This is a genomic window from Streptomyces sp. I05A-00742 (genome assembly GCF_013055795.1).
Classification (GTDB): Bacteria; Actinomycetota; Actinomycetes; order Streptomycetales; family Streptomycetaceae; genus Streptomyces.
Genome location: NZ_JABETO010000002.1, coordinates 73,382 through 95,072, shown reverse-complemented (window position 1 = coordinate 95,072; position 21,691 = coordinate 73,382). Strand labels below are relative to the sequence as shown.

The 21,691-nt window shown below is 74.2% G+C and carries 17 protein-coding genes; 6 read left to right on the top strand and 11 right to left on the bottom strand.

The genetic code is table 11. From position 1 onward, the window contains the following. Positions 1 to 100: 100 nt before the first annotated feature. Positions 101 to 1,618, top strand: a complete 1,518-nt coding sequence (locus tag HN013_RS02445) for an amino acid permease (protein ID WP_171162427.1) — start codon at positions 101 to 103, stop codon at positions 1,616 to 1,618. A gap of 99 nt (positions 1,619 to 1,717) precedes the next feature. Beyond that, positions 1,718 to 3,211: a glycosyltransferase family 39 protein gene (locus tag HN013_RS02440; protein WP_171162425.1), complete on the top strand. Its 1,494-nt coding sequence runs from the start codon at positions 1,718 to 1,720 to the stop codon at positions 3,209 to 3,211. 21 nt (positions 3,212 to 3,232) lie between these two features. Here HN013_RS02440 and HN013_RS02435 read toward each other — a convergent pair whose 3' ends face one another. Next, positions 3,233 to 3,628 (bottom strand): NTP pyrophosphohydrolase, encoded by a 396-nt coding sequence (locus HN013_RS02435; RefSeq protein WP_171162423.1) that lies wholly within the window; start codon positions 3,626 to 3,628, stop codon positions 3,233 to 3,235. Positions 3,629 to 3,776: 148 nt separating this feature from the next. Between HN013_RS02435 and HN013_RS02430 the strand changes: the two genes are divergently transcribed. After that, positions 3,777 to 4,853 carry a hypothetical protein gene (locus HN013_RS02430; RefSeq protein ID WP_171162415.1) on the top strand — a complete coding sequence of 359 codons (1,077 nt, stop codon included), beginning with the start codon at positions 3,777 to 3,779 and terminating at the stop codon, positions 4,851 to 4,853. A gap of 212 nt (positions 4,854 to 5,065) precedes the next feature. Here the strand turns inward: HN013_RS02430 and HN013_RS02425 are convergent, their stop codons facing one another. The 6 genes from HN013_RS02425 to HN013_RS02400 form a co-directional block, all read right to left on the bottom strand. Beyond that, positions 5,066 to 7,663, bottom strand: a complete 2,598-nt coding sequence (locus HN013_RS02425) for an MXAN_6230/SCO0854 family RING domain-containing protein (protein ID WP_171162413.1) — start codon at positions 7,661 to 7,663, stop codon at positions 5,066 to 5,068. Positions 7,664 to 7,877: 214 nt separating this feature from the next. Further along, complete coding sequence (locus HN013_RS02420) at positions 7,878 to 10,007, bottom strand: 3-hydroxyacyl-CoA dehydrogenase NAD-binding domain-containing protein (RefSeq protein WP_171162411.1); 2,130 nt, start codon at positions 10,005 to 10,007, stop codon at positions 7,878 to 7,880. Further along, positions 10,004 to 11,218, bottom strand: a complete 1,215-nt coding sequence (locus tag HN013_RS02415) for an acetyl-CoA C-acyltransferase (RefSeq protein ID WP_171162410.1) — start codon at positions 11,216 to 11,218, stop codon at positions 10,004 to 10,006. Before HN013_RS02415 ends, HN013_RS02420 begins: the two co-directional genes overlap by 4 nt. Before the next feature lie 308 nt (positions 11,219 to 11,526). Then, the gene (locus tag HN013_RS02410; protein ID WP_171162408.1) at positions 11,527 to 12,804 is read right to left on the bottom strand and encodes a ribonuclease D; all 1,278 of its coding nucleotides are present in this window, start codon (positions 12,802 to 12,804) and stop codon (positions 11,527 to 11,529) included. Positions 12,805 to 12,879: 75 nt separating this feature from the next. Further along, entirely contained in the window at positions 12,880 to 13,539 is a 660-nt protein-coding gene (locus HN013_RS02405; protein WP_171162406.1) for a response regulator transcription factor, read from the bottom strand. 174 nt (positions 13,540 to 13,713) lie between these two features. Continuing rightward, on the bottom strand, positions 13,714 to 14,376 hold the full coding sequence (locus HN013_RS02400; protein WP_171162404.1) for a DUF3000 domain-containing protein: 663 nt from the start codon (positions 14,374 to 14,376) through the stop codon (positions 13,714 to 13,716). A 100-nt stretch (positions 14,377 to 14,476) separates the two neighbouring features. On the opposite strand from HN013_RS02400, the gene hemE reads away from it, so the two are divergent. After that, complete coding sequence (gene hemE, locus HN013_RS02395; RefSeq protein WP_171162768.1) at positions 14,477 to 15,532, top strand: uroporphyrinogen decarboxylase; 1,056 nt, start codon at positions 14,477 to 14,479, stop codon at positions 15,530 to 15,532. A 127-nt stretch (positions 15,533 to 15,659) separates the two neighbouring features. On the opposite strand, the gene pcaG is transcribed toward hemE, so the two are convergent. From pcaG to HN013_RS02375, 4 genes are read right to left on the bottom strand one after another with little or no spacing between them, the layout of a single operon-like run. Then, the gene (pcaG, locus tag HN013_RS02390) at positions 15,660 to 16,199 is read right to left on the bottom strand and encodes a protocatechuate 3,4-dioxygenase subunit alpha (RefSeq protein ID WP_171162402.1); all 540 of its coding nucleotides are present in this window, start codon (positions 16,197 to 16,199) and stop codon (positions 15,660 to 15,662) included. Next, positions 16,199 to 16,882 (bottom strand): protocatechuate 3,4-dioxygenase subunit beta, encoded by a 684-nt coding sequence (gene pcaH / locus HN013_RS02385; RefSeq protein WP_171162400.1) that lies wholly within the window; start codon positions 16,880 to 16,882, stop codon positions 16,199 to 16,201. Before pcaH ends, pcaG begins: the two co-directional genes overlap by 1 nt. Before the next feature lie 44 nt (positions 16,883 to 16,926). Continuing rightward, the gene (locus tag HN013_RS02380) at positions 16,927 to 18,114 is read right to left on the bottom strand and encodes a 4-hydroxybenzoate 3-monooxygenase (protein ID WP_171162398.1); all 1,188 of its coding nucleotides are present in this window, start codon (positions 18,112 to 18,114) and stop codon (positions 16,927 to 16,929) included. Between the two features lie 57 nt (positions 18,115 to 18,171). Further along, positions 18,172 to 19,365 (bottom strand): thiolase family protein, encoded by a 1,194-nt coding sequence (locus HN013_RS02375; protein WP_171162396.1) that lies wholly within the window; start codon positions 19,363 to 19,365, stop codon positions 18,172 to 18,174. 154 nt (positions 19,366 to 19,519) lie between these two features. On the opposite strand from HN013_RS02375, the gene hemG reads away from it, so the two are divergent. Both hemG and hemQ read left to right on the top strand, forming a co-directional pair. Then, positions 19,520 to 20,944, top strand: a complete 1,425-nt coding sequence (hemG, locus tag HN013_RS02370; protein ID WP_171162394.1) for a protoporphyrinogen oxidase — start codon at positions 19,520 to 19,522, stop codon at positions 20,942 to 20,944. A gap of 5 nt (positions 20,945 to 20,949) precedes the next feature. After that, the gene (gene hemQ / locus HN013_RS02365) at positions 20,950 to 21,666 is read left to right on the top strand and encodes a hydrogen peroxide-dependent heme synthase (RefSeq protein ID WP_171162392.1); all 717 of its coding nucleotides are present in this window, start codon (positions 20,950 to 20,952) and stop codon (positions 21,664 to 21,666) included. The last annotated feature ends 25 nt before the right edge of the window (positions 21,667 to 21,691 follow it).

Sequence of the window (21,691 nt, the reverse complement as noted above, 5' to 3'; positions counted from 1 at the left end):
CCCCGGGGCGGGCACCGAACATCGCGGACACTCGCTCAGTTCAGGGACGAGGGCAGTGCCCGCACGAGGGTGACGCAACCGAGCTGGTGGAGGTGGGCCGATGAGCACGGAGCGACCGACCCGGAACGACCGCGGCAGGAGCGGGATGTTCCGGACGAAGACGGTGGAGCAGTCCATCCGGGACACCGAGGAACCGGAACACGTCCTCAAGAAGTCGCTCTCCGCCCTCGACCTCACCGTCTTCGGCGTGGGCGTCGTCATCGGCACCGGCATCTTCGTCCTCACCGGGAAGGTCGCCAGGGAGAGCGCGGGCCCCTCCGTCGCGCTGTCCTTCGTCCTCGCCGGCATCGTCTGCGGGCTCGCGGCGCTCTGCTACGCCGAGTTCGCCTCGACGGTGCCCGTGGCCGGGTCCGCGTACACCTTCTCGTACGCCTCGCTCGGCGAACTGCCCGCCTGGATCATCGGCTGGGACCTGATCCTGGAACTGGCGCTGGGCTGCGCCGTCGTCTCCGTCGGCTGGTCCGGCTATATCCGCTCACTGCTGGACACGGCCGGCTGGCACTTCCCGGCGGCCCTCTCCGGGCCGCACAGCGGCCGCTTCGGCTTCGACCTCCTCGCCTGCGTCCTGGTGCTGGTGCTGACCGCGATCCTGGTGGCCGGGATGAAACTGTCGTCGCGCGTCACCTCGGTCGTCGTGGGTGTGAAGGTGACGGTGGTCCTCATCGTCATCGTCGCGGGCTCGTTCTTCATCTCCGGCGCCAACTACGACCCGTTCATCCCGCCCTCCCGGGGCAGCGAGGGAAGCAGCGGCATGGCCGCACCCCTCGTCCAGCTGATGTTCGGCTTCACCCCGTCCCACTTCGGCGTCATGGGCATCTTCTCCGCCGCCGCCGTGGTCTTCTTCGCCTTCATCGGCTTCGACATCGTCGCCACCGCCGCCGAGGAGACCCACAACCCCCAGCGCGACGTACCGCGCGGCATCCTCGGCTCGCTCGCCATCTGCACCGTGCTCTACGTGGCCGTGTCCGTCGTCGTCACCGGCATGCAGAAGTACAGCCGGCTCTCCGTCGACGCGCCGCTCGCCGACGCCTTCAAGGACGCCGGGCAGCCGTTCTGGGCCGGGCTGATCAGCTTCGGCGCGGCCGTCGGCCTCACCTCCGTCTGCATGATCCTGCTGCTCGGGCAGAGCCGGGTGTTCTTCGCGATGAGCCGCGACGGCCTGCTGCCCAGGGTCTTCTCCACCGTGCACCCCCGCTTCGGCACGCCCTACCGCTCCACCCTCCTGCTCGGGGGCGTCGTCGCCGTCGTCGCCGGGTTCACGTCCATCGACGTCCTGGCCGAGCTGGTCAACATCGGGACGCTGTTCGCGTTCATCGTCGTCGCCCTCGGCGTCGTCCTCCTGCGCCGGTCCCGGCCCGACCTGCCGCGCGCCTTCCGCACCCCGTTCGTGCCCTTCGTCCCGGTGCTGTCCGTGCTGGCCTCGCTGTGGCTGATGCTCAATCTCCCGGCGGAGACGTGGCTGCGGTTCGCCGTGTGGATGGTTCTGGGCGTCCTCGTCTACTTCCTGTACGGCAAGCGGCACAGCCGGGTGGCCGCCGAGGCGCCGCCGGGCCGGTAGGTCCCGTTCGCGCCGATCATCTCGGCGCCCTCCGATTTCCCTCGTGATGGACCCGTATGTCACCCGCCACCGGTCCACGCGGACCCCTAGGTTGGCCGCATGCCAGCCGCGCAGCACGTCGCCGTCCCGGCCCCCGTCGCCGTCCCGCGCCCCCGGCCGAGCGCCGAGCCGTCCACGGGACCCCGGCGGGGGCTGCCCTTCTGGGCCGGACTGCTGCCCGTCCTGACCGCCCTGGCCCTCGCCACCCGGCTGCCCTCCTTCCTGCGCCCGCTGTGGAACCCGGACGAGGGCTTCCTCGCCACCCAGGCCCGCATGCTCGCCCACGGCGCCGTCCTCTACCGCACCGTCGTCGACCGCAAGCCGCCCCTGCTGCCCTGGCTCTACGAGGCGTGTTTCCGCGCCTTCGGCGACGGCTCGCTGCTGCCCGTCAAGTCCCTGGCCGTCGTGGCCCAGCTGGTGACGGCCGTCCTGCTGGCCTCGCTCGCGCGCCGCCGCTGGGGCGAGCGCGCCGGGTGCACGGCCGGGGTGCTGTACCTGCTGGTCTCCATCGGGCTCGAACCCGAGGACGCCCAGGCCGCCACCTTCGAGGTGTTCGCCGTGCCCTGGACCGCCGCCGCCATGTGGTGCGCCGACCGCGGCCGCTGGGGCCGGGCCGGGCTGGCGACGGCGGCGGCGCTGCTGACCAAGCAGACCGGGGGAGCGGTCCTCGCCCCGGTCCTGCTGATGCTCTGGACCGCCCGCCCGGCCGCCCGGGGCGGCGCGGTCGCCCTCGGGCTCGGCACCACCCTGCCCGTCGCGGCGGTGGCCTGGGCGTGCGGCCCCGCCCGGCTGCTGTTCTGGTGCGTGACCGGCTCGGGCTCGTACGCCTCCATCGAGGGCTCGGTGGGCGCCTCCGCGGCCCGTGCCGTCGCCAACGCCGGTGTTCTGACGACCAGTTGCGCGGGGCTCCTGGCGCCGGTCTGCCTCCTGCTGCTGGCCCGCCGCCGGTTCGCCCCGCCCGAGCTGTGGCTGTGGCTGATCGCCTCGGGAGTGGCCGTCACCACCGGCTTCCACTTCTTCGGCCACTACTACCTCCAGCTGATCCCGCCCCTCACCCTGCTGGCCACCGCGGCCCTGCGCGCCCTCCCCGACGCGGCGCTGCCCGTCGCCGGCGGCCTGTGCGCGCTGTCCTGTGCGGCCTTCCTGGGCGCGGGACTCCTCGGCACCCCGCCCGAACTGCCGCACTCACTGCGGATCGCCGACGCCGTCCGGGCCAGGACCGCGCCCGCCGACCCCGTGCTGATCTGGGGCATGCACCCGGAGCAGTACTGGTTCGCCGACCGACCGCCCGCCGGCCGCTTCCTGACGGCCGGTCTGCTCACCAACTACAGCGGCGGCCGGGACGCCTCGGCCGTCGGGGAGGCGTACGGCGTCCCCGGCGGCTGGCCCGTGCTCCGCCGCGAGCTGCGGACGCGGCCGCCCGCGCTGGTCGTGGACGACTCGCGGGGGAAGCCGTACGCGGTCGGACGGGTGCCCAGCCTGCGGGCGTTCCTGCGCGGCGGGTACGAGCGGGTGGGGAGCGTGGAGGGGGCGGTGCTGTACGCCCGGCGGTGAGGGCGCCCGGGCGGCGCCGGGCTAGGGCCGGACGGACCGCGGTCCCACCGTCTCCGCGCCCAGCGCCGTGACCCGTTCGCGCAGCTCCCGGTCGGCCGTGGCCACCACGCACCGGCGCCCCCGCGCCCGTTCCGCCGCGACCACCTCGACGATCCGGTCGTCCCCGCTGCCGTCCGCCGCCTCCACCCGTACCCCCGGCACCGGTTCGGTCCCGCGCGCCGCGCCCTCCACCACCAGGACGACGTCCAGCGGGCCGGGCAGCGCGGGCCGCACGTCCGGCAGGCCGTCGGCCGCGTACCGGGCCAGCGCGTCGCGCAGCCGCTCCGTGGCGGCGCGGCGGTCCCGCCACCATCCGTCGGGCACACTGCCCACGACATTCGCGGCATCGACGACGAGTACGGCGGGATCAGGCGTCATACCGACAGGTTCGCACGCCGGGTTCGCACGGCCGATTCCGAGCGGAAGGCGCCCACCTGCGCAATGTTATTGTCGGGGGTCGGAAAACGCCGGTGAAACGGCTCCGCGCGACGCGGAATTGGGGCAGACGAGAGGCTGGCAGCGAGTCATGGCACGGACGGCCACCCCCACGACCGGCTGGCTGGTACGGGGACAGGACGGCCGGCTGACGGCCTACGCGCCCGCCGAGGGCGGCCTGCTGCGCTGGACCGAGACGCACCCCGGCGGACCGGGGTGGACGGGCCCCGAGCAGCTCGTCGTCCCGGGCCTGGAGCCGTACCTCTCCCTGTGCCGGACCCCCCAGGGCTACGTCTATCTGTTCGGCGTCCGCACCCGGGTGACGGACGACGGCCGCACCGAGACCGACGTCGTCTACGCGACGCAGTTCCAGCCGGGCCGCGCCCTGACCCCCTGGCGCTCGATCGGCACCCCCTACGGCCAGGACCGCGAACGGGCGGCCCTGATCGGCGCCCCCGCCGCGGTCGTCGACAAGAACGGCCCGCAGGTCTTCGTGCGGAACGCCGGCGGCGGCGTCTGCGGCCGCCGCCAGGACGCCAAGGGCGTCTGGGGCGCCTGGACCGATATGAAGGGCAGCAACGTCCTCGACTCCCTCGCCACGGCCGTCACCGACGACGGCCGCGCCGAACTGCTCGCCCTCTGCGACGGGAGCGCCCAGAGCTGGCGCCAGGACGAGCCCGGCGGTCCCCTGCGGCGCGTCCGCAACATCACCGCCGAGCCGCTCCCCGGCTCCGCCTCCTGCGCCCCCTCCGGCGAGGGCCGCGTCAGTCACTTCTGGCGCGACGCCTCCGACTCCGCCCTCCGCGTCCACACCCGCGCCCCTGGCGACCCCGAGGACGACGTCGTCCCCGTCCCCCTCGGCCCCTCCGACGACGAGGGCACCGGCCCCGTCGCCGTCCTCCGCACCACCATCGACGGCCACGACTGCACCGTCCTCGCCCAGCGCACCGCCTCCGGGCTGCCCGCCGTGGCCGCCTATCCGACGGGGGACGAGTCCGCGGGCGCCTTCTGGTCGAAGACCGGGGAGGTGTGTGCCGGGGCGCCGGCGATGGCGCTCGATGCGCTCGGGCGGGTGGTGCTGGCCGCTTTCGCCCCTGACGGGGGGTTGTGCGTGGCGCGGCAGAAGGATGAGGCGGGGTTGGCGTTGGGGCGCTGGGTGCGGGTGTAGCGCCTGCGGCGGGCTGTGCCCCGGTCCCGCCCCTTTCCCGATTCCTGGGGGCGAGCCCCCAGACCCCCGAAGCGCGCTGCGCGCGCTGTCCTCAAACGCCGGACGGGCTGACTCAGCCCGTCCGGCGTTTGAGGACAAGCGGCGAAGCCGCTTTCACGGGGTGCGGGCCCTCCCGCAAGAAACGGTGAAAGGGTGGGACCGGGGCACCCCCCTCAAGCCAGCGCCGCGACCACATCCGACGCCGTCAGCAACCGCACCGCACCCGCGTCGATCTCACGCGGATGCAGAGCGAACACCTCAGCCCCACGCGCCAGTTCGAGATCACCGCGATACAGGAAAGCCAGCCCGGCCCCCGCACCATCAACCGCCGCATCCGCGTCGGAGGTCCCGATGCGCCGGGCAAAGGCGGCGACGCCCTCACCGACGCGCCGCCGGTACGTGACCGACGAACCATCAGGGCGCCGCAGCACGACCACCCGAGCCCGAGCCGCCGCCTGCAACCGCCCGAGCTCCCCGATCCCCACCCGCGCCCCGGACGCGAAGAGCTCGGTGAGCCCCCGCCCGAGCAACGAGAGATCGTCCGCGTGCCGGTGCACCGCATGGCCGTCGCCGGTGACGCCGCGAACGACGTCGAGCCAGCGCATCGTCCGCCCCGTCACGTCGACGAGCAGCGGTACGCAGGCGCGGGCCGGCCCGGTCAGGTCGAAGCGCTGCTCGACCTGGCGCGGGTCGAACACGCGCCCGGTGCCGCCGGGTTCGTCGCGGAGCATGAGCCCGGCGAACCCCTCGGCGAGGTCTTCGAAGGGCACGCTGTTGAAGGAGAAGACGACGGCGACGACGTGGCGGACCCCGGCCGCGGCCAGCTTGTCGAGGTCGAGGTCGACGAACTCGCTCGCGCCGTCCGGGGGCGGCGCGCTGGTGAGGTCGCCGGAGTGGACGGCGGCGGACTCGCGGAACCGCAGGTTGGTGTAGTCGCAGGTGCCGACGTGCCGCCAGGAGGCGTCGTACATCGCGGTGGACAGGTCAAGGTCGGTCCTGCCGGAGGCGGCGCTCTCGGTCCAGTGCAGGAAAAGGCGCAGGGTCCGCCCGTCGGGGACGGGGAGTTCGCTGCCGCGGGGGAGGGTCACCAGGGCGCGGGAGGCCGTGCGTTCGGTGAAGGGGGCGGTCACGCCGTCGAGCGCGGTGTCGACGACCGCGACGTCGACCGGCGGCAGGGAGCCGGCGCGGCGCAGCACTTCGCCGGTCAGGAGGTCCGCGGTGCGGGCGACCACGTCGGCGGGCAGCGCGGGACGGCCGTCGGGGACGATGTGTGCCTTCGCGGTGCCGCCCTTGGGGAAGAACACCCGGTCCCGGCCCCCGGCGCCCCGGGTGCGGAGTTCGCCGAGCGCCGACAGCAGTACGGCGGGGGAGACGCGGGCCGCCGCCGGGCGGAGCGCGGACAGGACGGCGTCCGGGCCGCCCCCGCCCGGGCCGGTCGCCAGGCGCAGCACGTGGTCGAGCCGGCGCAGCAGTTCGCCCGGGCGCCCGGCGAGCAGCGGGAGGGCGGCCGGGACGTCGCCGGCGGCGAGCGCGCTCTCCACGCGGGAGGCCCAGAGGGGCAGGGTCACCACGTCCCCGTCCTTGCCCGCGACGGCCGCGGGCGTCCGCTCCGCGGCCGCGCGGAGCAGGTGGGACAGACGGTCGTCGGAGAGCCGGAAGCCGCGCAGGGCGGCGAAGGCGAGGGCCGCCCGCGGGTGGCGCGCCGCGTGTTCGAAGGGGTGCAGGCGCTCCGCGGCGTGCTTCCAGGCCGTCGCGTGGCGCCGCAGGTCCTCGGCGGCCAGCTCCGGGTCGAGCCCGTCCAGGACGGACAGCAGGGCGCGGCGCAGCGGGCGCGGTACGGGGCCGAAGCGCGGGATGTCGACCAGGCCGGCGTCGCCCCCGGAGCGGACGACGAGCAGCCGGAGGACGTCCGTCGCGGTGGTGAGGAGGGCGGCGGCCGCGGGCAGGGTGACCGGGTGGGCGGCGGGGTCGGCGAGCAGCCAGGCCAGGAGGCGGGCCTTGGTCTCCCGGCCGGGGACCTCCGCCGGGAGCCAGTCGAGCGCGGTGCGGTCCCGGGCGGCGAGGAGGACGTCGAGGTCGTCGCCGTCCTGCGGGGAGAGGGCGCCGGTGCGGGCGAGCAGGCCGGCGAGTTCGTCACGGGCGGCCGCGTCGCGGGCGTCGGGGCCGCCACCGTGGGTCAGGACGCGCATCCGGTCGGGGAGGGCGCGCTCGGCGCCGCCCGCCGGGCGCGGGGCCTTCGGGAGCAGGAAGGGCTCGTCGGCCGCGAGGCGGCGGTGGCAGACGGGGCAGGCGGAGAAGTTGGCGCCGTCGAAGCACGCCCGGCACACGAGGTGCGCGCACGGGTCGACGGCGTGCACGGTGCCCTCGGTGCCGCACAGCACGCAGGGCCGGTGCGGCGACTGGAACAGCAGGGTGAGGACCCGGTCGACCCAGAAGGCGAGTGTGTCGTGGGGAATCGTGTGCGGGAAGCCGTGGAACAGCGGGGTGTGGTCGACGTCGGCGCCCAGGGCGTGGTCGACGTCCCGCAGCAGCGCGCGGCCCTCGGCGGCCAGGGTCGGGGCGTCCAGCAGGGACAGGGCCTGCCGGAGCCCGGCGGAGAGCAGGTGGCCCCGGTCCAGCAGGTCGGTCTCCAGCAGGGTGACGGCGTCCCCCGTCGCCGGCCGGGTGCCCGGCGCGACGGGCGGCAGGTGGACGACCCCGCGCCGGGACAACAGCACAGCGGCGAGACTCCGCTCGGTGCCGGTGGTTCCGGTCGCGGTGGTCGCCGTCATCGTTCTCGTCCCCCGGACCTGAAGAAGTGGTGGCGGGGCGGGAAGCGAACGCACTCGTATCAGAAGGAGTTGAGAAGGAAGCACGTTCAGGAGCCGCCCCGCGGGACCGAGGCTAACAAAGCACGGAGACCACGGGCCACGGAATTACCGTCGGCACATGGCGAGGGCCGCGCGGACGGTGTCCGCACGGCCCCCAGGCGCCTGGCTCCGGCCGTTACGCCGGGACGCTCGCGACGCCCGGCTCCAGGAACCGCTTGCCGTTGACGCGCTCCGAGACGCCCTCACGGTCCAGGTACGGCGTGATGCCGCCCAGGTGGAAGGGCCAGCCGGCGCCCGTGATGAGGCACAGGTCGATGTCCTGCGCCTCGGCCACGACGCCCTCGTCCAGCATCAGGCCGATCTCCTGCGCCACGCCGTCCAGGACGCGGGCGCGGACCTGCTCCTCGGTCAGGACGGTGTCGCCCTGCTTCAGGAGCGCGGCGACCTCGGGGTCCAGCTCCGGCTTGCCGGAGTCGTAGACGTAGAAGCCGCGCTTGCCCGCCTTGACCAGGGCGGCCAGGTTGGGGGAGACCTTGAAGCGGTCGGGGAACGCGCCGGCCAGCGTCTCCGAGACATGCAGACCGATCGCCGGACCCACCAGCTCCAGCAGCACCAGCGGCGACATCGGCAGACCGAGCGGCTCGACGGCCTTCTCGGCGACGGCGACCGGGGTGCCCTCGTCGATGGCGTTCTGGATCTCGCCCATGAAGCGGACCAGGATGCGGTTGACGACGAACGCCGGGGCGTCCTTCGTCAGCACCGCGGTCTTCTTCAGCTTCTTGGCGACGCCGAAGGCGGTGGCCAGCGACGCGTCGTCCGTCTGCTCGCCGCGCACGATCTCCAGCAGCGGCAGGATCGCGACCGGGTTGAAGAAGTGGAAGCCGACGACCCGCTCGGGGTGCTTCAGCTTCGACGCCATCTCGCTGACGGACAGCGAGGAGGTGTTGGTGGCGAGGATGGTGTGCTCCGGCACGACCGCCTCGACCTCGGCGAACACCTTCTGCTTGACGCCCATCTCCTCGAAGACGGCCTCGATGACGAAGTCCGCGTCGCCGAAGGCGGCGGCCTTGTCGAGGGAGCCCGTCACCGCGGCCTTGAGGCGGTTGGCCTTGTCCTGGTTGACGCGGCCCTTGAGCAGCAGCTTGTCGATCTCGTCGTGGACGTATTTCACGCCCTTGTCGACGCGCTCCTGGTCGATGTCGGTCAGGACGACCGGCACCTCCAGGCGGCGGACGAACAGCAGCGCCAGCTGGGAGGCCATCAGACCGGCGCCCACGACGCCCACCTTGGTGACCGGGCGGGCCAGCGAACGGTCCGGGGCACCGGCGGGGCGCTTGCCGCGCTTCTGCACCAGGTTGAAGGCGTAGATGCCGCTGCGCAGCTCGCCGCCCATGATCAGGTCGGCCAGCGCCTCGCTCTCGGCGTCGAAGCCCTGGCGCAGGTCGCCGTTCTTCGCCGCGGAGATGATGTCCAGCGCCCGGTAGGCGGCCGGGGCCGCGCCGTGCACCTTGGAGTCGGCGAACGCGCGGCCGCGCTCGACCGCCGCGTCCCACGCCTCACCGCGGTCGACCTCGGGCCGGGAGACCTGGAGCTCGCCCTTGAGGACGGCCGCGGTCCAGGCCAGCGACTGCTCCAGGAAGTCCGCGCCCTCGAAGATCGCGTCGGCGATCCCGAGCTCGAAGACCTGCTTGCCCTTCAGCTGCCGGTTCTGGTTGAGCGAGTTCTCGATGACGACCGAGACCGCGCGGTCCGCGCCGATGAGGTTCGGCAGCAGGACACAGCCGCCCCAGCCCGGGACGAGACCGAGGAAGACCTCGGGCAGCGAGAAGGCCGGGATCGCCTTGGACACCGTCCGGTACGAACAGTGCAGGCCGACCTCGACGCCGCCGCCCATCGCCGCGCCGTTGTAGTACGCGAAGGTGGGCACCGAAAGCGACGACAGCCGCTTGAAGACGTCGTGGCCGCCCTTGCCGATGGCCAGCGCGTCCTCACGGGTCTTCAGCAGCTCGACGCCCTTGAGGTCGGCGCCGACGGCGAAGATGAACGGCTTGCCGGTGACGCCGGCGCCGACGATCTGCCCGGCCTTCGCCTCGGCCTCGACCTGGTCGATCGCCGCGTCGAGGAGGGCCAGCGACTGCGGGCCGAAGGTGGTCGGCTTGGTGTGGTCCAGGCCGTTGTCCAGCGTGATGAGCGCGAACTTCCCCGCCCCGAGCGGAAGGTCGAGGTGGCGTACGTGCGCCTGGGTCACGACCTCGCCCGGGAAGAGCTCGGCCGCCCCCTTCAGCAGCTCAGCGGTGTTGCTCACTTGCCCTCCCAGTGGGGGTTCTCCCAGATGACCGTTCCGCCCATGCCGAAGCCCACGCACATGGAGGTGATGCCGTAGCGGACGTGCGGCTGCTCCTCGAAGTGCCGCGCCAGCTGCGTCATCAGGCGCACGCCCGAGGAGGCCAGCGGGTGGCCGAACGCGATGGCGCCGCCGTACGGGTTGACGCGCGGGTCGTCGTCGGCGATGCCGTAGTGGTCCAGGAACGCCAGGACCTGCACCGCGTAGGCCTCGTTCATCTCGAACAGGCCGATGTCGTCGATGGTCAGGCCCGCCTTGGCGAGGGCCTTCTCCGTCGCCGGGATCGGGCCGTAGCCCATCACCTCGGGCTCGACGCCCACGAAGGCGTACGACACCAGACGCATCCGCACCGGCAGGCCCAGCTCGCGCGCCACGTCCTCGGCGGCGATCAGCGAGGCGGTGGCACCGTCGTTGAGACCGGACGCGTTGCCGGCCGTGACCCGGCCGTGCGGGCGGAAGGGGGTCTTCAGACCCGCCAGCGCCTCCATGGTGGTGTTCGGGCGCATCGGCTCGTCGGCCGTCGCCAGACCCCAACCGGTCTCACCCGTCTCCGGGTTGGTCCGGCGGATCGCGATCGGCACCAGGTCGGCCTGGATCTTGCCGTCGGCGTACGCCTTGGCGGCCTTCTCCTGGCTGCGCAGACCGTACGCGTCCGAGCGCTCCCGGGTCAGCTGCGGGAAGCGGTCGTGCAGGTTCTCGGCCGTCATCCCCATGACGAGGGCGGACTCGTCCACCAGCTTCTCGGAGACGAACCGCGGGTTCGGGTCCACGCCCTCACCCATCGGGTGGCGGCCCATGTGCTCCACGCCGCCCGCGACGGCCAGGTCCAGGGCACCGAACGCGATGCTGCCCGCCACCGTCGTCACGGCGGTCATCGCACCGGCGCACATCCGGTCGATGGAGTAGCCCGGCACCGACTGCGGCAGACCCGCCAGCAGGCCCGCCGTGCGGCCCAGCGTCAGGCCCTGGTCGCCGATCTGCGTGGTCGCCGCGATCGCGACCTCCTCGATCCGGCCCGGGTCGAGGTCGGGGTTGCGGCGCAGCAGCTCCCGTATGCACTTGACGACCAGGTCGTCCGCGCGGGTCTCGTGGTAGATGCCCTTCGGGCCCGCCTTGCCGAACGGGGTGCGGACGCCGTCGACGAAAACGACGTCCCTAGCGGTACGAGGCACGTTGGCTCTCCTCCAGGTGCGGATCGCTGCGCGGGCATGCCGGGACGGCTCCGCCGCGGTGCGGGCTGACACCCTCATGCTACTTACGGGTAACCAAGCTGCACAGCCCTCCGGGCGGGAGCGGCGAAGGTCACATTCCGCGCTTCCCGCACCCCCGGGGTGAGCGCGCCTGCGGCGCGCGTCCTCAAACGCCGGACGGGCTGACTTCAGCCCGTCCGGCGGTTGAGGACAGCGCGCGCAGCGCGCTTCGGGGGTGCGGGGGGCGCCCCCGCAAGAAACGGTGAAAGGGCGGGACCGGGGCACCCCCCTCAGACAGAAGCCTCCCGCAGGGCCCGCACCAGCACCGGCGTCACCTGCTCCACCTGCCAGGGGCGGGCGCCATGGCCGGCGAGCGCCGCCGCCACAACCTCCGGCGAGAGATCCCGAGGCGGCTCCCAGCAAACCCGCCGCACCGTATCCGGCGTGATCAGATTCTCCTGAGGCATCGTCAGCCGCTCCGCCAGCGCCGACACCGCGGCCCGCGCCGCCGAGAGCCGCGCCGCCGCGACGGGATCCTTGTCCGCCCAGGCGCGCGGCGGCGGAGGACCGGTCAGCGGCTGTCCCGGCTGCGGCAGTTCGGACTCCGGTACCGCGCGGGCGCGGTCGACAGCGGCCTGCCACTGCTCCAGCTGACGCCGGCTCATCCGCTGCCCGAACCCGGGCAGTGCGGCGAGGGCGTGCGCGTTGGGCGGCATGTTCAGCGCGGCCTCGATGATCGCGGTGTCGCCCAGCACCTTGCCGGGCGACACATCGCGCCGCTGCGCGATCTGGTCGCGCGCGGTCCACAGCTCGCGGACCACGGCCATCTGCCGGCGCCGGCGCACCTTGTGCATGCCGGAGGTGCGCCGCCAGGGGTCCTTGCGGGGCGGGGCCGGGGGCGCGGAGGCGATCGCGTCGAACTCCTGGTGGGCCCACTCCAGCTTGCCCTGCCGGTCGAGCTCCTTCTCCAGCGCGTTCCGCAGGTCGACCAGCAGCTCCACGTCGAGCGCGGCGTAGCGCAGCCAGGGCTCGGGCAGCGGGCGGGTGGACCAGTCGACGGCGGAGTGCCCCTTCTCCAGGGCGTAGCCGAGGACGTTCTCGACCATGGCGCCGAGTCCCACCCGGGCGAAGCCCGCGAGCCGTCCGGCCAGCTCGGTGTCGAAGAGCCGGGCCGGGGCCATCCCTATCTCCCGAAGGCAGGGCAGGTCCTGGGTGGCGGCGTGCAGCACCCACTCGGCGTCGCCGATGGCCTCGCCGAGCGCGGAGAGGTCGGGGCAGCCGACGGGGTCGATCAGGGCCGAACCGGCCCCCTCGCGGCGCAGCTGGACGAGGTAGGCGCGCTGCCCGTAGCGGTAGCCGGAGGCGCGCTCGGCGTCGACGGCCACGGGCCCGCGGCCCCCGGCGAAGGCGGCGACGACGGCGGCGAGGGCGTCGCGGTCGGCGACGACCGGGGGAATGCCCTCACGTGGCTCCAGCAGAGGGATCGGCGCCGAATCGACGTCGTCCGGGGGGGCGCCCCCGGTGGTTCGCAGTGGTGGGTCTGCTGCGGTCTCTTGGGCGTCGGTCACCGGTCAAGGGTATCCGGGGATGACGGAAGCCCGCCGACGGAACGTTCCGTCGGCGGGCGTGGGCGACGAGCGCGGTCAGTGGATGATGCCGGTGCGCAGGGCCACGGCGACCATTCCGGCCCGGTCGCCGGTGCCCAGCTTGCGGGCGATCCGGGCGAGGTGGCTCTTGACGGTGAGGGCGGACAGGCCCATGGAGACGCCGATGGCCTTGTTCGACTGGCCCTCCGCAACCAGCCGCAGGACCTCGACCTCACGGCCGGACAGCTCGCGGTAGCCGCCGGGGTGGCCGGGTGCGCCGGGCGGGCGGCGCTGCATCCGCGCGGCGGCCGCGCCGATGGGCGAGAGGCCGGGCCGGCCGGGAACGCCGAGATTGGTGCGGGTCCCGGTGACGACATAGCCTTTGACGCCGCCCGCGAGGGCGTTGCGCACGGCGCCGATGTCGTCGGCGGCGGAGAGGGCGAGCCCGTTGGGCCAGCCCGCGGCGCGGGTCTCGGACAGCAGGGTCAGTCCGGAGCCGTCGGGGAGGTGGACGTCGGCGACGCAGATGTCGCGCGGGCTGCTGATGCGGGGCCGGGCCTCCGCGATGGACGAGGCCTCGATCACGTCCCGCACCCCCAGCGCCCAGAGGTGGCGGGTGACGGTGGACCGGACGCGGGGGTCGGCGACGACGACCATGGCGGTCGGCTTCGTCGGGCGATAGGCGAGGCTCGCAGGTTGCTCAAGGAGAACGGACACCAGGCCTCCAGAGGGAGTGGCGGGGACGGGTGCCGACTTTTGGGTAAGCCGGGGCGATCCGTACGGGAAGGGTCACAAGCTCCTTCGGCAGACAAACCGCCCGGCTTTAGGGAATGATCACGAATTGATGAGTAACAATTCGGGCAATTCCGGCTACGCCTCGGGGTGGCCCGGTCAGCGGCTCTGCGGCCCCCGCCGCTGAGGCAGCGTCACGATCCCGGCCTCCGGCGCCCCGCCGGGCGGCAGTCCGGCGATCTGGCAGAGCAGGTCGCACCAGGCCGACAGATGGGCCGCCGTGTCGGGCGCGGACCGCGCGCCGCCGGCGCCCTGCCCGCCCGGCTCGATCGGCGACCACGACGCCCGGATCTCGATCTGCGTGGAGGGTGGCCGCTCCCGCAGCCCGCCGAAGTAGTGCGAGCCGGCCCGGGTCACCGTGCCGCTCGGCGCCGCGTACGGCACCCGGCGCGCCTCCAGCGCCCCGGTCAGCCAGGACCAGCACACCTCGGGCAGCAGCGGGTCCGCCGCCATCTCCTCCTCCAGGTCCGCGTGGACCAGTGTCACCAGCCGGAAGGTCCCTCCCCATGCCTCGTGTCCCGCCGGATCGTGCAGCAGGATCAGCCGCCCGTCCGCCAGTTCCTCGTCGTCCACCACGACCGCCGCCTCCAGTGCGTAGGAGAAGGGGGCCAGCCGCTGGGGCGGCGGGGTGGCGTCGAGTTCGATCTCGGGCCGCAGGAGTACGCCCTGCAGCCCGGCGACCGCCTGCCGGAAGACGGACGGGGAGCCCTCCCCACCCACGTCGTCCGGACTGTCCTCGTGGTGTCCGTGCGCCGCAGCCATGCCCGGAAGACTAGGCGGAACGACCGCCGGTTCCGGGTAGGGACACCCACATGCGCGGGTCACTCGTTCGGCCCGTGCGAAGATTTGGGGCATGAGTGAGATGGGCGAGCAGCAGACGGGCCGCGGCGCGGCATACGATTCGGCCTTCCTGCGGGCGTGCCGGCGCGAGCCCGTGCCGCACACCCCGGTGTGGTTCATGCGGCAGGCGGGCCGCTCGCTCCCCGAGTACCGCAAGGTCCGCGCGGGCATCCCCATGCTGGAGTCCTGCATGCGGCCCGAGCTCGTCACCGAGATCACCCTCCAGCCGGTGCGCCGGCACGACGTCGACGCCGCCATCTTCTTCAGCGACATCGTCGTCCCGCTGAAGGCCATCGGCATCGACCTCGACATCAAGCCCGGCGTCGGACCGGTCGTCGAGCGGCCCATCCGCACCCGCGCCGACCTGGAGCGGCTGCGCCCGCTGGAGGCCGGCGACGTGGCGTATGTGACCGAGGCCGTCCGGATGCTCACCGCCGAGCTGGACGCCACCCCGCTCATCGGCTTCGCCGGGGCGCCCTTCACCCTCGCCAGCTACCTGGTCGAGGGCGGCCCCTCGCGCAACCACGAGCACACCAAGGCGATGATGTACGGCGACCCGGAGCTCTGGGCCGACCTGATGGACCGCCTCGCGGACATCACCGCCGCCTTCCTCAAGGTCCAGATCGAGGCGGGCGCCTCCGCGGTGCAGCTCTTCGACTCCTGGGTCGGCGCCCTCGCCCCGGCCGACTACCGCCGCCATGTGATGCCCGCCTCCAGCAAGGTCTTCGACGCGGTCGCCGGCTACGGCGTGCCGCGCATCCACTTCGGAGTGGGCACCGGCGAGCTGCTCGGCCTCATGGGCGAGGCGGGCGCGGACGTCGTGGGCGCGGACTGGCGGGTGCCGCTGGACGAGGCCGCCCGGCGGGTCGGCCCCGGCAAGGCGATCCAGGGCAACCTGGACCCGGCCGTGCTCTTCGCCCCGCGTGAGGCGGTGGAGGCCAAGGCGGCCGACGTCCTGGAGGCGGCCCGCGGACTGGAGGGGCACGTCTTCAACCTCGGGCACGGGGTGCTGCCGACGACGGAGCCGGAGGCGCTGACGCGGCTGGTGGAGTTCGTGCACGAGCGGACGGCGCGCTAGGGGTGTTCGGGGCCGGACGGGCCGAATGGCCCGTCCGGCGTTTGAGGACGCGCGCCGCAGGCGCGCTCGGGGGGTGCGGGGGCTTGCCCCCGCAAGAAGCGGTGAAGGGGAGGGACCGGGGCACCCCTCAAACCGTCAGGAAAACCGTTTCCCCCTCGCCCCGCAGCCGCACATCGAACCGATAAACCGGGCAGCCGCCCGCCCCCCGCTTCTCGGGAACGGCCAGGAGAGTCCCCCGCCGCTCCTCCGGAACCGCGGCGAGCAGCGGATCGTCCGAAGGCTCCGAGAAGTACGCCCGCGTGAACAGGTGCCGCTGGAGCCCCCGGACGTGCAGGCACACGGACACGTACGGGACACCGCCGGGCAGCAGCGTGCGCAGCACGTAGTGGCCGTCGCCGCGGGTGGCGACGCGGGCGAAGCCGGTGAACGTCAGGCCGTCGCGGCGGAGGCTGCCGGGGGCGCCCGCGCGGGAGCCGTCCGGCCCCGGCTGCCAGAACTCCAGCAGCGCCCCGGGCACGGGCGCGCCCTCGCCGTCGAGGACGAGGCCGTGCAGGGCGACCGCCCCGGGGTGCCCGGCGGGGACGAGGTCGCCGCCGCCGGGGAAGGGCAGGCCGAGCCCGGAGTACGGGCCGGACGTCTGGGACGGGGTGCCGGGTGCCGTCGGCATCAGTGCTCCCCCTCGGTCCAGGTCGCGGCCGGGCCGCCCAGCACGATGTCCCAGCGGTAGCCCAGCGCGTGGCCCGGGACGTTGAGGGCCGGGTCGTAGGAGGCGATCAGCCGCTCGCGGGCGGCGGGGTCCGGGACGGTACGGGCGATCGCGTCGTGGGCGAGCAGCGGGTCGCCCGGGAAGTACATCTGGGTCACGAGCCGTTGGGCGAAGGCCGTGCCGAAGAGCGAGAAGTGCAGGTGCGCCGGGCGCCAGACGGAGGAGCGGTCGTCCTGGGGGTAGGCGCCGGGCCGGATGGTGGTGAAGCGGTAGCGGCCCTCGTCGTCGGTGAGGCAGCGGCCCGCGCCGGTGAAGTTGGGGTCCAGCGGGGCGGGGTGCCGGTCGGCCGGGTGGGCGTAGCGGCCCGCCGCGTTGGCCTGCCACAGCTCGACGAGCTGGCCGCGCACCGGACGGCCGTGACGGTCCGTCACACACCCGCGGACGGTGATGCGTTCGCCGATCGGCTCGCCAGGGTGCTGCCGGGTCAGATCGGAGTCGTAGGGGCCCACGTCGGCGATGCCGAAGACCGGGCCGGTCAGTTCGACCGCGTCGGGATCCGACAACAGGGGCACCGGCGGGTGCTGGGGCCGTCTCTGCGGTATGCCCCCGTACGGGGCCGGCGCGGTGTCGAAGGGTGCCGTCATGGGCTGTGGCTACCCAGGGGCGGCCGGGGCGACCCGCGCGGCCGTCAGACGACGGGCGCGTCCATCGGCAGCCCCGCGTAGTTCTCGGCGAACTCGGCGGCGGCCGCCGTGCCGTGCGCGAGCCGGTCGAGCCGGGTCCCGCGCAGCCGCCGGTCGTAGGAGTCGTCGTCCGGCCCCGGGTGCAGCAGGACCGTCATGGCGTGCGAGAACTGCTGCACCTGCCACACCCGGCGCAGACAGAGCTCCGAGTACCGGTCCAGGAGCGCGGTCGAGCCGGTCCGCCGCCGGTGGGCGAAGCCCCGGGCCATGGTGACGACGTCCGCGACGGCGAGGTTGAGGCCCTTGGCGCCGGTGGGCGGGACGAGGTGGGCGGCGTCACCGGCCAGCAGCAGCCGGCCGAGGCGCATCGGCTCGACCACCTGGCCGCGCAGCGGGATGACGCTCCGGTCGGTCACCGGGCCCTGCTGGAGCGGCCGTTCCGCCACGGCCAGCCGGGCGTCGAGCTCGGCCCAGAGCCGGTCGTCGGGCCACTCGTCCGGCTTGGTGCCGGCCGGGACCTGGAGGTAGAGCCGGGAGACGGCCGGCGACCGCATGCTGTGGAGGGCGAAGCCGCGCTCGTGGGAGGCCAGGACCAGCTCGTCGGAGGAGGGCGGGGCGTCGGCGAAGACGCCCAGCCACGCGTAGGGGTAGGTCCGCTCGTACAGCCGGGCGCGGCCGGAGGCGAACGCGGTCCTGCGGGCGACGCCGTACGAGCCGTCGCAGCCCGCCACCCAGTCGCACTCCAGCGTCTCCTCGCGCCCCCGGTGGGTGTAGCGCAGCACGGGCCGGTCGCCTTCGGTTCCGTCCACGGAGGTCACCGGGGCGCCGAAGAGCAGGGGCGTTCCGTCGGCCTCCGCGAGCGCGGTCAGGTCCTTGACGATCTCGGTCTGCGGGTACAGCGTGTTGGCCCGGCCGCCGGTCAGCGACGCCACGTCGAACCGGTGCGCGCGGTCCCCGTGGCGCAGCTCGAAGCCGTCGTGCCGTACGCCCTCCCGGTCGAGCCGGGAGGCGGCGCCGCAGGCCCGGAGGACGTCCACCGTCCCCTGTTCGAGGAGGGCGGCCCGCTGCCGCCGCCCGACGTGCGCCCGGTCGCGCGCCTCCAGCACCACGCAGTCGACGCCCGCCCGGCGCAGCAGCCGGGCGAGCAGGAGGCCGGCGGGGCCGGCCCCGATGATGCCGACGGTGGTGCGCATGCGCGATGCCTCTCCAGAATCCGGTGCGGGCGACGGCGGGCCGCGGCACCGCCGGGGTCAGCGTTCCAGCACCAGTGCCTGGCCCTGGCCCACGCCGATGCAGAGAGCCGCCACCCCGGTGCCGGAACCGGCGGCCGCGAGCTGATGGGCGACCGTACCGGCCAGCCGGGCGCCGGAACACCCCAGGGGATGCCCGATGGCGAGCGCCCCGCCCCGCCGGTTCACCAGGTCGGGGTCGAGTTCCGGCCACTCCGCGAAGCATCCCAGGACCTGCGCGGCGTAGGCCTCGTTGAGCTCGAAATGTGTCAGGTCGGCGAAGGAGCGTCCGGCCCTGGCCAGCGCCCGGCGCACCGCCTCGACCGGGCCCAGCCCGTAGAGATCCGGCTCAGTGCCGGTGACGGCCGAGGCCCGGATCCGCGCCAGCGGCTCGCGGCCCGTCTCCCGCAGCCCCTCCTCGTCGCAGAGCAGCAGGGCCGCAGCGCCGTCGTTGAGCGGGCAGGAGTTGCCGGGTGTGACCGTGCCGCCGTCCGTCCGGAAGGCCGGCTTCAGCCGGGCCAGGGCCTCCGCCGACGTGGTGTCGCGGATGCTCTCGTCCCGGGCCAGGTCCACGTCCGGCAGGAACGCGACCTCGTCGGCGAAGGCGCCGTCCTTCCAGGCCCGCGCCGCCTTCTCGTGGCTGGCGAGGGCGTAGGCGTCCTGCGCCTCGCGGCCGATGCCGTGCTTGTCGGCGATCAGTTCCGCGCCCTCGCCCAGGGAGACCGTCCACCGCGCGGGCATCGCAGGGTTGGTCATCCGCCAGCCGAGCGTCGTCGAGTACAGCTCCTGGTGGCCCGCCGGGAAGGCGCGCCCGGGCTTGGGCAGCACCCAGGGGGCGCGGCTCATGGACTCCACGCCGCCCGCCACCACCACCGACGCGTCGCCGACGGCGATCGCCCGGTACGCCTGGACGACGGCCTCCAGACCGGAGGCGCACAGCCGGTTGACCGTCGACCCGGGCACGGTCACCGGCAGGCCCGCGAGCAGCACGGCCATCCGGCCCACGTTGCGGTTCTCCTCGCCCGCGCCGTTGGCGTTGCCGAGCACGACCTCGTCGATCCGCGCCGGGTCGAGCGCGGGGGCCCGGCCCACCAGCGTCCGGACGACGTGGGCGGCCAGGTCGTCGGGGCGGACGCCGGCGAGGGCGCCGCCGTATCTGCCGACGGGGGTGCGGACGGCGTCGACGACGTACACGTCCCGGATGCGGTCGTTCATGGGGTCTCCGTAAGCGGTCGGGCGGACGGCGGAGCTCGGTGAACGGCCTTCCCTCGGTCCCTACTGACCGTTCGGTCGAGAGTCTTCGCGGGCGCCCCGGGCGTGTCAATGGGGTGTGGAGAAGCGGCCCCGGGACGTCTGAGACAGTGGGCCCATGAGCGAAGTCCACACCCACGCGCACCATGTCGCCGTCGTCGGCGGCGGCATCTCCGGGCTGACGGCGGCCCTCCGGCTGCTGGAGAGGGGCGTGCGCGTCACGGTCCTGGAGGGCTCGGGGCGCCTGGGCGGGAAGCTGCTCGCCGGAGAGATCGCCGGCGTCCCCGTGGACCTGGGTGCCGAGTCGATGCTCGCCCGGCGTCCTGAGGCGGTCGAGCTGGCCCGGGACGTGGGCCTCGGCGCCCGGCTCCAGGCGCCCGCCACCACCACCGCCGGCGTGTGGACCCGCGACGGACTGCGGCCGCTGCCCAAGGGCCACATGATGGGCGTCCCCGGAGACCTCGCGGCGCTCGCCGCCTCCGGGGTGCTCTCGGAGCAGGGCCTGGCCGCGGTCGCCCGCGACGCCGAACTGCCGCCCACCGAGATCGGCGAGGACATCGCCGTGGGCACCTACGTGGCCGAACGGCTCGGCCCCGAGGTCGTCGACCGGCTCGTCGAACCGCTGCTCGGCGGGGTCTACGCGGGCGACGCCTACCGCACCTCCCTGCGGGCCGCCGTCCCCCGGCTCTTCGAGGCCGCCCGCACCCACCGCTCGCTCACCGAGGCCGTCCGCGCGCTGACCGCCTCCGTCACGCCGCAGGCCGGAGCGGTCTTCGCGGGCATCGACGGCGGGGTCGGCCTGCTGCCGCTCGCCGTCGCGGACGCCGTGCGCGCGGCCGGCGGCGAGATCCGCGTGTTCACCCCGGTCGCCGGGCTGGCCCGGCACGGCCACGGCTGGCGGCTGGACCTGGGCCACTCCGCCCTGGAGGTGGACGGCGTCGTCCTCGCCACGCCCGCGCCCGCCGCGGCGCGGCTGCTCGCCGGCCCGGTGCCCGCGGCCGCCGCCGAGCTCGCCGGCGTCGAGTACGCGTCCATGGCCCTCGTCACCCTGGCCTTCCGCCGCGCCGACGTGGCCGGGCTGCCGCGCGGCAGCGGCTTCCTCGTACCGCCCGGCGACGGACGGCGGATCAAGGCGTCCACCTTCGCGAGCAACAAGTGGGGCTGGATCGCCGCCGCCGACCCCGGCGTCTTCGTGCTGCGCACCTCCGTCGGCCGGTACGGGGACGAGCGCGACCTGGGCCGGGACGACGCCGACCTGGTCCGGCTGTCGCTGGCGGACCTCGGCGAGGCGGTCGGCCTGGACGCCGTGCCGCTGGCGAGCCGGGTGACCCGCTGGGACCACGGCCTGCCGCAGTACCCCGTCGGCCACCTCGCGCGCGTCGCCCGCGTCCGCGAGCAGGTGGGCCGCCTGCCCGGGCTGCGGATCTGCGGCGCCGCCTACGACGGCGTCGGCATCCCGGCGTGCGTCGGCGACGCCCGCCGGGCGGCCGAGGAACTCATCGCGACCCTGCCCGTGGGCGCCGTCGGCGCGGGGGGACAATAGGGGGCATGACGACTGACGCCCAGAAGACCCCGAACGCCGGCAAGAAGGCCAAGGACCTCAACGAGGTCATCCGCTACACCCTCTGGTCGGTGTTCAAGCTGCGCGACGTGCTCCCCGAGGACCGGGCCGGCTACGCCGAGGAGGTCGAGGAGCTGTTCGCGACGCTCGCCAAGGACGACGTCACCGTCCGCGGCACGTACGACCTCTCCGGGCTCCGGGCCGACGCCGACGTGATGATCTGGTGGCACTCGGAGACCTCGGACGCGCTCCAGGACGCGTACAACCGCTTCCGCCGCACCCGCCTCGGGCGGGCGCTGGAGCCGGTGTGGTCGAACATGGCGCTGCACCGCCCCGCCGAGTTCAACAAGTCGCACATCCCGGCGTTCCTCGCGGACGAGACGCCGCGCGACTACGTCAGCGTCTACCCCTTCGTGCGCTCGTACGACTGGTACCTGCTGCCGGACGAGGACCGCCGCCGCATGCTCGCCGACCACGGCAAGATGGCCCGCGGCTACCCGGACGTCCGGGCCAACACGGTCGCCTCCTTCTCGCTGGGCGACTACGAGTGGATCCTCGCCTTCGAGGCGGACGAGCTGTACCGGATCGTCGACCTCATGCGCCACCTGCGGGCGTCCGAGGCGCGGATGCACGTCCGCGAGGAGGTCCCGTTCTACACGGGCCGCCGCAAGGCCGTCGCCGACCTGGTGGCCGGGCTGGCCTGAGCCGGCCCGATCCGGCCCGGTCCCG

Bases quoted from the DNA above. Each gene is read 5' to 3' on its own strand.
- pcaH (WP_171162400.1), bottom strand. From the start codon at position 16,882: ATGACGGCACCCTTCGACACCGCGCCGGCCCCGTACGGGGGCATACCG.
- pcaG (WP_171162402.1), bottom strand. From the start codon at position 16,199: ATGCCGACGGCACCCGGCACCCCGTCCCAGACGTCCGGCCCGTACTCC.
- HN013_RS02380 (WP_171162398.1), bottom strand. From the start codon at position 18,114: ATGCGCACCACCGTCGGCATCATCGGGGCCGGCCCCGCCGGCCTCCTG.
- HN013_RS02430 (WP_171162415.1), top strand. From the start codon at position 3,777: ATGGCACGGACGGCCACCCCCACGACCGGCTGGCTGGTACGGGGACAG.
- hemG (WP_171162394.1), top strand. From the start codon at position 19,520: ATGAGCGAAGTCCACACCCACGCGCACCATGTCGCCGTCGTCGGCGGC.
- HN013_RS02375 (WP_171162396.1), bottom strand. From the start codon at position 19,365: ATGAACGACCGCATCCGGGACGTGTACGTCGTCGACGCCGTCCGCACC.
- hemE (WP_171162768.1), top strand. From the start codon at position 14,477: ATGGGCGAGCAGCAGACGGGCCGCGGCGCGGCATACGATTCGGCCTTC.
- HN013_RS02440 (WP_171162425.1), top strand. From the start codon at position 1,718: ATGCCAGCCGCGCAGCACGTCGCCGTCCCGGCCCCCGTCGCCGTCCCG.
- HN013_RS02435 (WP_171162423.1), bottom strand. From the start codon at position 3,628: ATGACGCCTGATCCCGCCGTACTCGTCGTCGATGCCGCGAATGTCGTG.
- HN013_RS02425 (WP_171162413.1), bottom strand. From the start codon at position 7,663: ATGACGGCGACCACCGCGACCGGAACCACCGGCACCGAGCGGAGTCTC.
- HN013_RS02400 (WP_171162404.1), bottom strand. From the start codon at position 14,376: ATGGCTGCGGCGCACGGACACCACGAGGACAGTCCGGACGACGTGGGT.
- hemQ (WP_171162392.1), top strand. From the start codon at position 20,950: ATGACGACTGACGCCCAGAAGACCCCGAACGCCGGCAAGAAGGCCAAG.
- HN013_RS02445 (WP_171162427.1), top strand. From the start codon at position 101: ATGAGCACGGAGCGACCGACCCGGAACGACCGCGGCAGGAGCGGGATG.